Source organism: Ensifer sp. 1H6 (assembly GCF_001976035.1).
Lineage (GTDB): Bacteria > Pseudomonadota > Alphaproteobacteria > Rhizobiales > Rhizobiaceae > Ensifer > Ensifer canadensis.
The window spans coordinates 83270-98778 of sequence record NZ_MOAI01000001.1; the positions used below are offsets into that span (position 1 = coordinate 83270).

A 15509-nucleotide genomic window follows, 5' to 3' on the forward strand; every position below is an offset into this window, starting at 1 on the left:
GAGTCGCAAACGCACTATCTCTTTGTCTTTACGCATTTCCTGACAGAAGACCGCTTCGCACTGTTCCTCGAAAAGCTCTAGGTCATCATCATCACAAGCACCATGCCCCAGATCGTCAGCAGGGTGTTGCCGACGGCATAGGTAACGGTATAGCCGAGCCCGGGGATCTGGCTCTTGGCGCGATCGTTGATCATGCCGAGGGAGGCAGTCGTCGTGCGCGCGCCGGAGCAGCACCCCAAGAGAATGGCGGGGTGGAACCGGAACACATATTTCCCGACATACATTGCCAGTACCAACGGCACGGTCGTTGCGAAAATGCCCCAAAGGAACAGGCTGAAACCAAGCTGCTGCAGGCCTGCAACAAAGCCTGGCCCTGACGATATGCCGACCACGGCGATGAAGACATTGAGGCCGACTGAATTCATGAACCAGACCGTCGATGTCGGTATGCGTCCGAACTTCGGCCGCACGGAGCGCAGCCAACCGAAGAAGAGCCCGGAGATCAACGCCCCCCCTGATGTGGACAGCGTAAATGGCACATCGCCGACCTTATAGACGAGTGCGCCGATCAAAGCGCCGATTGTAATCGCAGCGCCGATGAACGCGACGTCGGCAACGTCGCTCGGACGGTCGGCCACCCCGAGTGCCTTGGCGGCCGCGGCAGTATCTTGCGTCCGTCCGACGATCGTCAGAATGTCCCCGCGATGGATCTGGGTGTTCGGAAGGATCGGAATTTCCGTCGCCGTGGCACCACGCGCGATCCGGCGCAGGAACACGCCACGCGATGACGGCCATTGCGCCAATTCGGCCAGCGTCTTCCCGTTCGCTTCTTTGGTCGTGACAAGGACATCGACACCTTCCACAGGAACGGCCAGCAACTCGCGATCGTCGACTTCTTCTGCAGCATGACCGATCAGGCTCACCAGCACTTCGCGTCGGCCTGCCACGGCAACGACATCGCCCGCCTGGATGACCGTGTCCGCCGTTGCATCCTCGATCTTCGATCCTCGGCGGATACGCTCGATGAAAACCCGCTGCTCGGGGATCAAGGATTCGGCTTCACGTGCCGTCTTGCCGACGACCGGCCCTCCCTCCCGAACGCGATAGGCGCGCAACTCGTAGTGATGCCAAGCGGTTCCCGCCCCGCCAACTTCCTTCTTGCCGCCCTGTTCCGCCTCGTAGCGCTTGCATTCCGCCTCCAGATCGATACCCAGCAGCGCGGGGCCGATCAGGGCCAGCACAATAGCCGACCCCACCGTGCCGAAAATATAGGTGACGGCATAGGCGACCGGCATCGCGTCCAGCAGCCGCTTGGCTTCTTCCGGTGCCAGACCAAGACGATTGATTGCGTCCGTTCCCAAACCCATCGACGCGGAGATTGTCTGCGAACCGGCATAGAGCCCCAGCGCGGAACCGACATCATAACCGGCTATCTTGGCGGCAATAAAGGGCGCCCCGAGGCAAAAGACGCACACAACCACGGCGAACAATGCCTGCGGGATGCCATCCTTGGCAATGCCGCGCACGAATTGCGGCCCGACACCGTAGCCGATCGCGAACAGGAACATCAGAAAGAACGTAGCCTTGAGCGGTGGCGATATGGTGATCCCGATCTGCCCGATGATGACGGCAGCAACGAGCGTGGCGGTCACTGCACCAAGGCCCAGGCCCTTGTAGGTGAACGAACCGAAGTAGTATCCAAGCGCCAAAGAGAGAAATATTGCAATTTCGGGATAAGTGCGAAGCGTATTTACAAACCAGTCAATCATAGAGCTTCCCCTGTTACTCGGAAATCGGGAACCAAATCTGACTAAATCCTCATCGCTATTTCTGCGAGAATACACCCTTACACACTCGTTTCAAGGCGTTATTCAGAATAAAAATAGTATGATATCCGAAACTTTCAAATACGGCGCCAAACCAAGGAACACACAGTGTTTTGGTTCTTTTCTGGCCCTTGAACTGATTGATGCGTCATTACTTCCCGAGTTTGGTCGGAAGGCGCATCCACGCCTTGGAACTATGCTCCAGGAGGAGCGGCCGAAAACAAACACAGTGAAGCGCGAAAGCCGGATCCCGGTGCGCCGACACGTCAGGTCGTTGCCGCACCGGGCTGTGACGGCGCGACCGTGAGGCTGTCCTGGTGGTGGCGGATACCAGAGCGGGTATTGAAGAACATGCGGTCAGGGCCAAGCTGGTCGGCAAACCCCGATGCCCTGATATAGGCGAGCACATCCGGGTTGAGGCCTGCGAGCCAGAGTTCGATGCCCCCGCGCGCAAGGCTTCGCTCGCCATCAATGATCATCTGGAGTGCCGAGTATTCGATGTCGAAAACGCGACTAAGGTCCAGCATCAGAACGCGCGGCTTTTGTTCATTGGCCAGCGTACGAATACGGTCGCCGACCTGCTGGGCGTTCACGAAGAAGAGCCTCCCCTCCGGGCGCACGATCAGCATTCCCTCGAAGGTTTCGTCGTCTGGATGCTCGGCCGAAAGCGGCCGCAAGACGTCTGCGCCGCGTTTGCGGCCTACGACATGGACGCGCGGGTTTGCCGCCTGGCCCGAGAGACCGACGAGCGACAGAGTGATAGCGACCAGAATGCCCTGGAGCGTGCCGAACAAGAGCACGCCGAGGAAGGCGGCGAGTGCCCAGCGAAACTCCATCCGGCGAACCTTGCGTATCGAGACGAACTCGGTGGGTTTGATGAGACCGACGGAGTAGACGATGACGATGGCCGCGAGCACGGCCTGCGGCAAGAGGCCGAGCAACGGTGCAAGAACGAGCATCGTCGCCGCTGCCGCCGCTGCCGTGACCAGCGAGGCCTTTTGTGTGCGCCCACCGACGGCGCGCACCACCGCCGTCTGCGATGTGCCGCCGCCTGCCGGCATCGCGCCGAACAGCCCGCCGGCCAGATTGGCAGCGCCCGTCGCCATCAGTTCGCGGTTTGGCTGGATCGGAGGCTCCCCCGCGACCGAGAAGGCTCGCCCGGCAGCAATCGTCTCGGTGAAGCTCATCAATGCGATGCCGCACGCCCCAGGGATGAGCTGCAGGACCAGGTCGATATTCGGCAGTACCAATGAAGGCAGAGCCTGCGGAATGTGCCCGACTGTGGCGACGCCTGCCGGTCCAAGGCCCGCCAACCACGAGATCGCTATCCCGGCCGCGACTATAGCGAGCGGAGCCGGAGAATGCGGCCAACGGCCTTCCATGACCAGCAGGAGCACCAGCGCCGTGGCACCGACTGCGAATGTAACGAGCGACGTCTCGGGCAAATGGTGGACGAGGCTCAGAATATCCCGGAAGAACCCCTCCTTGGTAAAATGCAGCCCGAACAGTTTTGGCACCTGGTCCAACACGATGACGAGGCCGATCCCGGCCTTGAAACCCGTGAGCACCGGCGACGAAATGAAATTTGCCACGAAACCCAAACGAAGCGCCGAAGCCGCGATCAAAAGCAGTCCCGTGAGCGCCGTCAGCGTTGCGGTCGCTGTGAGCAATCGTTCAGGGTTCCCATCCGGTACGACGAGCGCAAGCTGGCTCGCGGTCAGGATCGCGAGCGTGGTCGTCGAACTGACGCTGAGCACGCGCGAGGTGCCGAGCAGGGCATAGACGATCATCGGTACAAAGGCGGTGTAGAGCCCGACGCTGACAGGAAGGCCGGCAACGGTCGCATAGGCCATGGCCTTCGGCAGCACCACGGCAGCCGCCGTCAGGCCCGCGATCATGTCCGGGCGCAGGGTACCGGCCGATGAATGGGCGGATTGGTCGGCATGCGGTAACGGGACCATTATCTTGCCCTCTTATGGCTATGTGCCAGGTCAAAACGACCATCACTTGCCACGACAGCGCAGAATCATCCGCTCGCCACCCCGGAGATCCCCACGCGCAACAATCTGAACACGATCACGATCGCTCGCCAAGCCCTCTTAGATTTGACGAGGATAAATTTCGGGTTTCGCATTGTGAGCACCGGCGTGCAGGAGGCGGCAGCCAGTTTTGCTCGCCACAAACAATGCATGCTTCAGACGAGAACGTGCGCCTAAATGCAGAACCGTCGGTGCATCGAGGCAAGGCTCGACCAGGCCGGTAACGCGGGTATCCGCTGGCAAACATGAAGGGTATCCCGCGCTCCGTCAGGCGGTATGCCACGGGGGATGATTGTTTGCCGGCCAGGTTGATGTCCAGGATGGCGAAATCGAAGTCTTCATTGTCCGCGGCAGCCAAGGCGACTTCTACCGCATCGCCGGCCCAATGATCTGATGGCCAAGATCGCTGACCGTATCTTCAATGAGCGTGGCAACGAGTATTTCGTCCTCAACAATAAGTATCCGCGCGATTTAGACACCGCCCGCCGCCGGCTTGTAGGCGAACCGACAGATTGCACCGCGCCGCATTGATCTGGCGCTTACTAGTTGACGATCCTGCCAATGTTGTCGGCCATGTACGCTCCACGCGCTCCCATCGGCAGTGGAGCGCCAGTCGTAGTGTCTCGAGATGTCTGGTGCTCGAGTTCGGCATTGAGTTCGGCCCCGACGATCAGAATGCATACCGATAACCAGATCCACATCATAAACCCAACGAGACCGCCTAAAGCGCCGTAGGTTGCATTGTAGTCGGCGAACTTGTCGAGGTACCAGGAAAAGCACAGGGTCATGACTACCCAGGCCAAGGTGGAGAAGAGCGCGCCCCAGGTCAGCCACCTAAGCCTGGCGGGCTGCCGGCTGGGCCCGAAGCGGTATACGGCGGTCATCGCCAGCAACGATACGAGCATGAGGATGGGCCAGCGAACAAGCAACGCCAGCGTTTCCTTCCATGGCTCGAGCCAGACAAGTTGCAGGATCGCAGGCAGTAGCGCCATTACGCCTATCAGGAAGACTGCGGCGAGTATTGCGCAGAACGTAAACGCAAGCGCTATCAGGTTCAATTTGACGAAGCGACGCTTCTCGTTTTCCTCATAGGCCACATTCATTGCGTCAAACACAGCCAAAGTGCCGTTGTGCGTGCTCCAGACAGCGATCATGAGCCCAACGAGGAACGCTATCCCGAGGGTGGTGTCTCGCCGCTCGACAAGGGCATGGAGTTGCTCCGAGAAAACTTCGAACGTTCCGGGTGGAAGCATGCCTGCCAGGTCGCGGAGATGGTCGGAAATAACGGCCGGATCTGCCATCAACCCATAGAGCGATACGAGAGCAGCAAGCGCTGGAAACAAGGCGAGCAGCAAGTAGAAGGTCACTCCGGCCGCAACGAAAGCCACCCGATCTTCAGCAACCTCATGCACGACTCGCCAAAACACATCGCGCAAACCTCGCGCTGGCAATTGTTCCGGCACCGATGCATAGCGTCCGTGCTCATCCTCCACAATCGAATGCTGGTCATTGGACATCGATACTCCTCGCGCGCGTATCGCTGTCTGCCGGGATAAAAGGAAACTGACGGCGACCATCGCTACCGCAACTACGGCTATTGCCGCCGCAGGATCCGTTGTGATGCGTTTCGGCAACATCAGACGCTCCGATGATTTCAAGGCGTCAACGTTTGACCCTCCATTTGGATGCATTGGGCTTGGCAAATACTACCGGCTTTGGCTCCCTTCATTTTCGAGGCCCAGCAATGGCAATCTGGATCCCGGTGAGTCATTGATGATCGAACCAGCCCCCGCCTGTGGAGGGAAACGGAGCCACAACCATGACGAAGAGATCAGGTAGCTGCCTCTGCGGGCAGGTCAAATACGAGGTGAAAGGCGAACCCATCCGAGTTGGTATCTGTCACTGCGCCAATTGCCGTCGGGAGAGCGGATCGGCATTCACATTCTACGCCATTTGGGCCAGAGACGATTTCGCCGCTAGCGGGGAGACGACGCTTGCCCATAACGGACAGCGTTTCTGCACACGCTGCAGCTCCCACATGTTTGCCTATGACGAAGATGAAGCCGAGGTCCAGCTTGGCACCTTGAACGATGCACCGACCAAACTGGTTCCGACCTATGAATTGTGGGTGAAGAGACGTGAGCCCTGGCTTGCCCCAGTGCCGGGCGCCGAGCAACATTGGGAAGACCGCCACACAAGACGAACAGGCGATGACAGCGCTTGACGCGTCCGCGTCGAATGGGAGGCAGATTTGACCGGAAATTGGTCAGTGGATGAGCAATTCGAGATCATTCGGGCACTCGGCGTGCCAGGCGCGTTCGATGCAGAGAGGGAAGCAAGAGAGCGGATTGCTTTTTTGGCCGGCTATTTGCGACAGGCAAATGCCCGGGCCTATGTATTGGGTATAAGCGGTGGGGTCGATTCCCTGACTGCCGGCTTGCTTGCACAGGCCGCCGTCCGGGCGTTGCGCGAGGACGGCTATCTCGCGCAGTTCATCGCCGTTCGGCTGCCCTATGGGACACAGGCTGACGAAGCGGCCGCTCGCGAATGTCTGGCGGTGATCAACCCCGATCTTGGCCTGGAAGCAAATGTCAAACCGGCTGCCGACGCTTTGTTCACTGAGGTTCGAAAATCCGCTGGCGATCTTTTTGGCACGGCTCGCGACGACTTCCACCTCGGCAATGTGAAGGCGCGTCAGCGGATGATCTACCAGTACGCGATCGCCGGTGCCGCAAACGGGCTGGTGATTGGAACGGACCATGCCGCCGAGGCCCTGATGGGCTTCTTCACCAAGCACGGAGACGGCGCCGCAGATGTCGTCCCTCTCAGTGGGCTGAACAAGAGACGGGTACGCGCCATCGCCACTTACATGGGCGCACCGTCCGATCTCGTCTCCAAGGTCCCCACAGCCGATCTGGAGACAGACGCCCCGCTGAAGCCCGATGAAGAGGTCTATGGAATTGGCTATGACGCGATCGATGACTTCCTCGAAGGAAAGACCATAAGCAAGTCTGCCGCCGAGCGAATTCTTGCAGCTTATCGGGGGAGCGGACATAAACGTGCGCTGCCGATCGGCCCTGCTTTCGGCGCGGATCCCGCAGCGGCGCCTTGATCAGAGTTCATGGTGGCGCTTCGCCCAGGGCGAATGACAGAGATGCTGCAGCGGCCGGTCCCAGAGGAAATGACGACGCTGCTGGCGGTTTGCTGCCTATAGAACCACAGCGCGAAATGCGCATCTAAGATGCGTCCCTCAACTGTCGCCTTGCGATCGTTGTCAATCAAGGCGGTCTGCGTCGTCACGCCCAACGGAAGATGGGATCGCTATGATCCCGGTCTCCAACCGGGACGCACAGGCGTGCCGCCATGGCGCTCGCCGCCGCGATGCCCGGGACGACATCGACCGCAATGCCCCTTTCTTCCAACCGGGCGATCTCCTCGCGGCCACGGCCGACAATCGCCGGGTCACCGGATTGCAGCCGGACAACCCGTTTGCCGGCACGTGCCCAGGATACCATCATGTCGTTGAGGTCTTCGTGGCTGCAGTTCGTGCGCCCACCACGTTTGCCGACAAGCAGACGCTTGGCTTCGCGCCGGGCAAGCTCCAGCACCTCATCGGAAACAAGATCGTCGAAAAGGATGACATCGGCTGCTTGCAAAGCCCGCACCGCCTTCAGCGTCAGGTGCTCCGCGTCACCCGGCCCGGCACCGACGAGCGTGACGCGGCCGGTGTCGGTCCGGTTCGCCGCAAGGCGATCCATCTCCGCCACCAGCCGCATCTCGACACCCTCCTCCGGTGTCTCCTGAAAGGCACGATCGACAAAACGCTCCCAAAAGGCGCGGCGTGCCGCGCCGGGCTTGAGGCGCGCATTGACCTTGTCGCGGATCGCCTGTGCCAGCGACGCCCAATCCTTCAGGACCGGCGGCAGCAAGGTCTCGATGCGCCGGCGGATCGCCTGGGCAAGAATGGGCGCGGCGCCGTCAGTCGATATTGCGACAATGACCGGCGAGCGATTGACGATGGAGCCGAACTGAAACTGGCAATAGGCCGGTTTGTCGATGATGTTGACCGGCACGCCAGCCGCATTGGCCGCCTCGAAGAAGGACCGCGCGTCCTCATCGCCCTCGCAGTCGGCAATCGCAAGCGCCGCGCCAGCGATCGCTTCCTTTGTCCAGGCCTCGCGGTGATGAGTGAACCTGCCGCCTGGGTGAGAGGAACCGGCCTCGAACAGGCGGGCGCAGGCCTCTCCGATTTCCTCAGGCGGTGCATAGACATGCACCTCGGCACCGCAGGCCGCCAACAGTTCCGCCTTCCAGGCGCAGGCGTCGGAGCCGCCGGCCACAACGACACGGCGGCCTTCGAGCGCAAAGAACACGGGCAGCTTCGCTAAAGGCATCATGCGCGGCGGGTCCGCGCGCAGGCGCCTTTCATTCCGCGGCAGCAGCAAGGCATCCATCGACGATCCCCCTGATCTCGGCGCGGCACGAGCCGCAATTGGTTCCGGCATTCAGCGTCTGGCCGATAGCTTCGACCGAGCGGCAGCCGCCACGGACGGCAGCAACGATCTGGTTGATCCCGACATTGAAACAGGAGCAGACGGTTGCTCCCGGATCGGGCTTATCCGCACCCGGTCGGCCGGCCACGAGCGCAAAGCGAAGTCGCAGATCGGCATGCGAGGCGCCGAGCTGCTCCACCGCCCAGCTGCGGGCAACGGCGACGGGTTCTGGCGCGAGATAAAGCGCCAGCAACAGCTTGGCGCCATCGAAGAAGGCAAGCCGGCGATGGCCGGACGGCCCGTCGGCATAGCCGATTGGTTCGATATCCGCCGGGATATCGAAGATGCGTCGGCACCACGCGACCCAATCATCAGGCTCGGTCTGCGACGCCAGTTCGAGCCGCCACCCGCCCCTTGCCTTGGCCAGGGCCCAATAGGCGCAATCAAGCCCTTCCGGCCTTGCGGCACTGACTGCAAATCCATAGGTGGAGGCTGAGAAACGGCGGGCGGAAACGGCAACGTTCTTGGAGGCGGGCTGGCCCGAAACAGGATCGGTGATCGGCGGCACCAAGGCATCGATGCGCGCCTTAGCCGCGAACTGGTCGTTCCAATGCATCGGCACGAAGAGATTGCCGCGCGCCTGGCGGTCGGTGATCAGTGCTCGGACGACCACCGCACCAAAAGGGCTTTCCAGCACCACGAGATCAGCCGGAGAAAGATCAAGCTCCATCGCATCGCGGGGGTGGATCTCGACGAAGGGTTCGCCGATATGGGCGGAGAGCCGCGCGCTCTTTCCCGTCCGGGTCATCGTGTGCCAATGGTCGCGAACGCGCCCCGTATTGAGGGCGAATGGGAAGGCATCGCTGACGCGATCGGCGACCTGGCTTGTGGTCGCGATGAAGCGCGCGCGACCATCCGGATGGTAGAATCCGCCTTCGGCGAAGAAGCGCGTCGCAGTACTTGCCGTGCCCCGCGGCTGCGGCCATTGGAACGGCATGAGTGCATCATAGCCGGCACCATCGATTTCGGCATAGGCGCCGACATCGAAATCGCGCCGGCCATCGTTCTCGAAACCGGAAAGACCGGCATGTTCGGCAAAGATTTCGGATGCCGATGCGTAGGCAAAGGCGCCGGCAAAACCCATGAGGCTGCCGACTTCGGCAAGTTGCCACCAGTCCGCCCGGGCTTCACCAGGAGCCGTCAGGAAACTGCGCTGGCGGGAGATGCGGCGCTCGGAGTTCGTAACGGTGCCATCCTTCTCGCCCCAACCAAGCGAAGGTAACAGCACATGCGCATGACGGGTCGTATCTGTTTGCCTGATGACATCGGAGACCACGACGAAGGGACAGGCCCTGAGCGCCGCCTCGATCGCATCGGCATCCGGCATCGACACGACCGGATTGGTCGCCATGATCCAGATCGCCTTGATGCGCCCGTCGGCGACAGCGCGAAACATGTCGACGGCCTTGAGGCCCGGTCTTGCGGCGATGGCCGGCGCGCCCCAGAAACGTCTGACCTGATCGCGGTCTCCCGCCTTCTCGATGTCCATATGGGCGGCCAGCATATTGGCAAGACCGCCGACCTCGCGGCCGCCCATGGCGTTGGGTTGGCCCGTCAGGGAGAACGGTCCCATGCCGGGTCGCCGATGCGGCCGGTCGCCAGGTGACAGTTGATGATGGCATTGACCTTGTCGGTGCCGGAGACCGATTGGTTGACCCCCTGGCTGTAGCAGGTGACAACCTTTTCGCTGCTCTCGAAAAGTTGGAAGAAGGCGGCTAGTTCCTGTTCGGCGAGCCCAGTTAGTCGCGCCAGTGTGGCTTGATCGAAGGCGCTTGCTGCGGCGAAGGCCTCGGCGAATCCGCTGGTGTGCGCCGAAATGTAGCCCTGATCAAAAGCCGGGCTGGAGGCCAGGTGCGCAAATAGACCATTGAAGAGCGCGACGTCGCCATCCGGCCGGATCGCCAGATGCATGTCGGCGATATCGGCCGTCATGGTGCGGCGCGGGTCGATGACGACGACCTGCATTTGCGGCCGTGCAGCCTTGGCAGCAACGAGGCGCTGGTAGAGTACCGGATGGCACCAGGCGAGGTTGGAGCCCGTCAGCACCACGAGATCGGCAAGCTCCAGATCCTCGTAGCAACCTGGAACGGTGTCCGATCCGAAGGCGCGGCGATGACCGGCCACCGATGAAGACATGCAAAGGCGCGAGTTGGTGTCGATATTCCCCGAACCGATGAACCCCTTCATCAGTTTGTTGGCGACATAGTAGTCCTCGGTCAGCAACTGACCGGAGACATAGAAGGCGACAGAATCTGGCCCGTGCTCGGCAATCGCCTGCGAAAAGCGATCGGCGACGAGGTCGAGCGCCTCATCCCACTCCGCGGCCTGTCCACCGATCTCGGGATAGAGCAGCCGCCCGTCGAGATCGAGCGTCTCGCCAAGCGCTGCCCCCTTGGAGCAAAGCCGGCCGAAGCTGGCCGGATGATCCGGGTCGCCTTTCACACCGATGCCGCCGTCATCGCCAACCGTCGCGACCACGCCGCAGCCGACACCGCAATAGGGACACGTGGTTTTGACTTCGGTTGCCATGACTACTCCGCCGCGATCATCAGGCTTTCGAGTGCGATAAACAGCGCACCGCCATCGTTGCGCACTGGGATGGTGCGCACGCCCCCCTCGTCTGCACCCAGCGCCTTGCCGGTTTCGAGCGAGATCACCCAGTTGTGCAGCGGGCAAGTGACGGCCGTCCCGTGGACAATGCCCTGCGACAGCGGCCCGCCCTTGTGCGGGCAATGGTCTTCGATCGCAAAGACCTCGTTTTCGGCGGTGCGGAAGACGGCGATCTTGCCCTCGGGCGTGCGCACGCAGCGTGCGCCGCGAAGCGGGATGTCGGAGATGTCACCGATTGAGATCCAGTTCATGTCCATCCCCTCACTCCGCTGCTTCTGAAAATCCGACCGTCGCCATCGGCCGGAACTCGTGCTTGTCCTTGCCGGAGACACGCTCCGACCATGGGTCGACCTGGGCGAATTTCTGGCTGAAGACGAAGCGGTCGAAGAGCGCCTTGCGCCGTTCGGCATCGTCCATGATCTGCCGGCGGATTTCTTCAAGACCGATGCGCTTGGCCCACTTGTAGATGCGCTCGAGATAACGGGCCTGCTCGCGATACATCTGCGTCAGCGCCACGATATGTTCGAGGGCGTCGTCCGCGGTCCTCACCAGACCAAGAACCTCGGTGCCCTTGATGTCGAGCCCGGCTGCACCGGCGAAGTGGATCTCGAAGCCGCTGTCGACGCAGATGACACCGATATCCTTGCAGGTGGCTTCTGCGCAGTTTCTCGGACAGCCGGAGACGGCCAATTTCAGCTTGGCCGGCGTCCAGGACCCCCACATGAATTTTTCGATGCGGATGCCGAGGCCGGTGGAATCCTGGGTGCCGAAGCGGCACCAGTCGGAACCAACGCAGGTCTTCACCGTGCGCAGGCCCTTGGCATAAGCCTGGCCCGACACGAAGCCGGCCTTGCCGAGATCGGCCCAGACGGCCGGCAGGTCTTCCTTCTCGATGCCGAGCAGGTCGATACGCTGACCACCGGTGACCTTGACCATCGGGATCTCGAACTTGTCGACGACGTCGGCAATCGCGCGCAATTCCCCGGAATTCGTGACGCCGCCCCACATGCGCGGAACGACGGAGTAGGTGCCGTCCTTCTGGATATTGGCGTGCACACGCTCGTTGATGAAGCGCGACTGGTAGTCGTCGGCATATTCGTCCGGCCAGTCGCAGACGAGGTAGTAGTTGAGCGCCGGGCGGCATTTGGCGCAGCCGCAGGATGTCTTCCACTCCAGTTCCTGCATCACGGCGGGAATGGTCTTCAGGCCCTTGGCCTTGATCAGGCGGCGGACATCGTCGTGGCCAAGCTCGGTGCAGGTGCACATCGGCTGGACGGCGGCGGGATTGTAGGTTTCGCCAAGCGTCAGCGACATCACCTGCTCAACGAGCCCAGTGCACGAACCGCAGGAAGCGGACGCCTTCGTATGCGCCCTGACATCGTCGAGCGACGTCAGTCCCTTGCCCTGGATCGTCGCCACGATCTTGCCCTTGCACACGCCGTTGCAGCCGCAGATTTCTGCATCATCCGGCAAGGCTGCAACGGCCGCCATAGGGTCCAGCGGGGACCCTCCCTGATAGGCCTGGCCGAAAATGAGCGTTTCGCGCATTTCCGAGATATCGGTGGCTTTCTTCTTCAGATCGTTGAACCAGGCGCCATCGGCGGTTTCGCCATAAAGCACTGTGCCGATGATGCGGTTGTCCTTCAGCACCAGCCGCTTGTAGACGCCGCCGGCTGCATCGCGCAGCACGATCTCCTCGCGATCGTCGCCTTCGGCAAAGTCTCCGAGGGAGAACAGGTTGATGCCGGTGACTTTGAGCTTCGTCGGCGTGTCGGAATGCACGAAGGCGGGCGAGCGATCGCCCGCCAGATGCGATGCGGCGATGCGCGCCATTTCGTAGAGTGGTGCGACGAGGCCGTAGACCATGCCGCCGACCTCGGCGCATTCGCCAAGCGCCAGGATATCGCCATCGGAGGTCTGCATGCCGTCGTCGACGACGATGCCGCGATTGACCGCTAGGCCGGCTTCCTTGGCGATGCCCGCGTTCGGCCGGATGCCGACAGCCATGACGACGAGTGTCGCGGGAATGATCGTGCCGTTGTCGAGCTCGATTCCCTCGACCTTGCCATCGCCGATGATTGCCTTGGTATTGGCCCTGCAGATGACCTTGATGCCGCGCTCCTCGACGGCTTTCTGCAAGAGATAACCAGCCGCCGGATCGAGTTGGCGCTCCATCAGAGTTGGCATCACGTGCAGTACGGTCACATCCATACCGCGCGAGGCAAGTCCGGCGGCCGCTTCAAGCCCGAGCAGGCCACCGCCAATGACGACAGCCTTTTCGCGCGACTGCGCGGCAAGCAACATTGCCTGCACGTCATCGAGGTCGCGGTAGGTAATAACACCGGGCAGATCTTTGCCGGGAACCGGGATAATGAAGGGCACTGAGCCTGTCGCAATGACAAGCTTGTCGTAGCTTTCGGTCACACCGTGATCAGAGGTCACAGTCTTCTTCGCGCGGTCGATCGCCACGACCTTGTGGCCTTTGTAGAGCGTGATCCCGTGCTTGATGTACCAACCATCGCCGTGGATGATGATCTGCTCGTAGTCTTTTTCGCCGGAAAGGACCGGCGAAAGCATGATGCGGTCGTAGTTGACGCGCGGTTCGGCGTTGAAGATCGTGACCTGATATTGCCCCGGCGCTGTTCGAACAGGTGCTCCAGCATGCGTCCGGGCGCCATGCCATTGCCGATGATGACGAGTTTTTCGGGCGTTTGATGAGCCATGGGAAATCACTCCGCAGCTTCGACGAAACGGTGGCGCTCGTAGAGGAACTTGAGCACCGCTTCGCGGCATTTGAGGTAGGTTCGGTCGGCCGCCAGTTCGATGCGCCGGCGCGGGCGGGCAAGCGGCACATCGAGGATTTCACCGATGCGCGCCGAAGGTCCATTGGTCATCATGACGATGCGGTCGGAAAGCAGCACCGCCTCGTCGACATCATGGGTGATCATCAGCACCGTATTGCCGAGCTCGGCGTGGATCTGCATCACCTGGTCCTGCAGATGGGCGCGGGTCAGGGCATCGAGCGCGCCGAACGGCTCGTCGAGCAGAAGAACCTTCGGTTCCATGGCCAGCGCCCGGGCGATGCCGACGCGCTGCTTCATGCCGCCGGAAACCTCAGACGGACGCTTGTCGGCGGCATGCGCCATCTGCACCAGCTCGAGATTGCGCATGGTCCATTCGTGACGTTCGGCCTTGCCCTTGGTCGCGCGGAAGACCTTGTCGACGCCGAGGCGGACGTTTTCGTAAACCGTCAACCAGGGCAGCAGGGAATGGTTCTGGAAGACGACGGCGCGGTCCGGTCCCGGCTCGTCGGCAACGCGGCCATCGAGGAGCACGACGCCGGTGGTCGCCTGCGTCAGGCCGGCGACGATATTGAGCAGCGTCGACTTTCCGCAGCCGGAATGGCCGATGATCGAGATGAATTCGCCCTTGTCGACGGAAAGCGAAACCTGCTTCAGAACGTCCGTCCTGACACCGCCGCGTTCGAAGCTCTTGTCGATAAGCTCAAGCGAGAGATAGCTCTTGGTCATGGTCTTTGCCTTTCTCACGCAGTTGCCGTGCCGCGGGTGACGACGCGACCGATGAGGGCGATGAGACGATCGAGGAGGAAGCCGACGATGCCGACGTAGATGAGCGCAACGATGATGTCGCTGATCAGCGACGAGTTCCACGCATCCCAGATGAAGAAACCGATGCCGACGCCGCCGATCAGCATCTCGGCGGCAACGATCGCAAGCCAGGACAAGCCGATGCCGATGCGAAGGCCGGTGAAGATGTAAGGGGCGGCGGCCGGCAGCATGATCTTGGCGAAATACTCGAAGGCATTGAGCCGCAGCACCTTGGCGACGTTCTGGTAGTCCTGCGGAATGTTGCGGATGCCGACGGCGGTGTTGATGATGATCGGCCAGATCGCGGTGATGAAGATCACGAAGATCGCCGAGGGGGTGCCGTCCTGGAAGGCGGCGAGCGACAGCGGCAGCCAGGCGAGCGGCGGCACGGTGCGCAGCACCTGGAAGATCGGATCGAGCCCGCGCATGGCAAGGGCGCTCTGGCCGACGAGTGCGCCGAGCGCGATACCGACGACAGCGGCGAGCGCATAACCGATCGCAACGCGCTGAAGGCTGGCCGAAATATGCCAGAACAGGCCTTGATCGACGCCCTGTCCGACATAGAACGGATGCGCGATCAGCTCCCAGCTTTCCTCCAGAACACGTGTCGGCGCCGGCAGGCTCGAGTCGGGCGCAGAACAGATCACCTGCCAGGCGACGAGGATAAAGCTCAGGGTCACCACCAGCGGGACGAGGTTGGTCAAGACTGTGGCGAGTGCTGCCGGCAACCGGCGGCTGCCGCCGGGCTTCGTCGCACGGGTAAAGGCGATGACCCGGGCCACGGGCCGCTGAGCAGCCTCCTGCGGAAGCTTGAGATTGGTGACGGACATACCGTTCTCCTAAAGGTTCAAGTCGAGCGGCGGCGGGCGAGCC

The 15509-nt window shown here is 61.6% G+C and carries 8 protein-coding genes and 3 pseudogenes; 2 read left to right on the forward strand and 9 right to left on the reverse strand.

The features are described 5' to 3' along the window. Nucleotides 1-77 precede the first annotated feature (77 nt). The 3 genes from aspT to BKP54_RS00360 all read right to left on the reverse strand — a co-directional run bounded on the left by aspT (nt 78) and on the right by BKP54_RS00360 (nt 5502). The gene (gene aspT / locus BKP54_RS00350) at nt 78-1769 is read right to left on the reverse strand and encodes an aspartate-alanine antiporter (protein WP_025430165.1); all 1692 of its coding nucleotides are present in this window, start codon (nt 1767-1769) and stop codon (nt 78-80) included. A gap of 323 nt (nt 1770-2092) precedes the next feature. Next, nucleotides 2093-3787 (reverse strand): SulP family inorganic anion transporter, encoded by a 1695-nt coding sequence (locus BKP54_RS00355; protein WP_025430166.1) that lies wholly within the window; start codon nt 3785-3787, stop codon nt 2093-2095. A 620-nt stretch (nt 3788-4407) separates the two neighbouring features. Then, a complete protein-coding gene (locus BKP54_RS00360; RefSeq protein WP_025430167.1) occupies nt 4408-5502 on the reverse strand; it encodes a YihY/virulence factor BrkB family protein in 1095 nt (364 codons plus the stop codon). 182 nt (nt 5503-5684) lie between these two features. On the opposite strand from BKP54_RS00360, the gene BKP54_RS00365 reads away from it, so the two are divergent. Both BKP54_RS00365 and nadE read left to right on the forward strand, forming a co-directional pair. Beyond that, entirely contained in the window at nt 5685-6089 is a 405-nt protein-coding gene (locus BKP54_RS00365) for a GFA family protein (protein WP_025430168.1), read from the forward strand. Nucleotides 6090-6134: 45 nt separating this feature from the next. Further along, nucleotides 6135-6977 (forward strand): ammonia-dependent NAD(+) synthetase, encoded by an 843-nt coding sequence (nadE, locus tag BKP54_RS00370; RefSeq protein WP_025430169.1) that lies wholly within the window; start codon nt 6135-6137, stop codon nt 6975-6977. A 208-nt stretch (nt 6978-7185) separates the two neighbouring features. Here the strand turns inward: nadE and cysG are convergent. The 6 genes and pseudogenes from cysG to ntrB form a co-directional block, all read right to left on the reverse strand. Further along, a pseudogene (gene cysG / locus BKP54_RS00375) lies at nt 7186-8319 on the reverse strand (siroheme synthase CysG); the annotation flags it as partial. Continuing rightward, nucleotides 8291-10947 (reverse strand): annotated as a pseudogene (locus tag BKP54_RS00380) (nitrate reductase). The pseudogenes BKP54_RS00380 and cysG, both read right to left, overlap by 29 nt. A 2-nt stretch (nt 10948-10949) precedes the next feature. Then, on the reverse strand, nt 10950-11285 hold the full coding sequence (gene nirD, locus BKP54_RS00385) for a nitrite reductase small subunit NirD (RefSeq protein ID WP_025430172.1): 336 nt from the start codon (nt 11283-11285) through the stop codon (nt 10950-10952). A gap of 4 nt (nt 11286-11289) precedes the next feature. Next, nucleotides 11290-13751, reverse strand: a pseudogene (gene nirB, locus BKP54_RS00390) (nitrite reductase large subunit NirB). A gap of 6 nt (nt 13752-13757) precedes the next feature. Further along, nucleotides 13758-14558, reverse strand: coding sequence for an ABC transporter ATP-binding protein (locus tag BKP54_RS00395; protein WP_025430174.1), 801 nt, complete (start codon nt 14556-14558; stop codon nt 13758-13760). A gap of 14 nt (nt 14559-14572) precedes the next feature. Next, complete coding sequence (gene ntrB, locus BKP54_RS00400; protein ID WP_084813989.1) at nt 14573-15466, reverse strand: nitrate ABC transporter permease; 894 nt, start codon at nt 15464-15466, stop codon at nt 14573-14575. Nucleotides 15467-15509 lie beyond the last annotated feature (43 nt).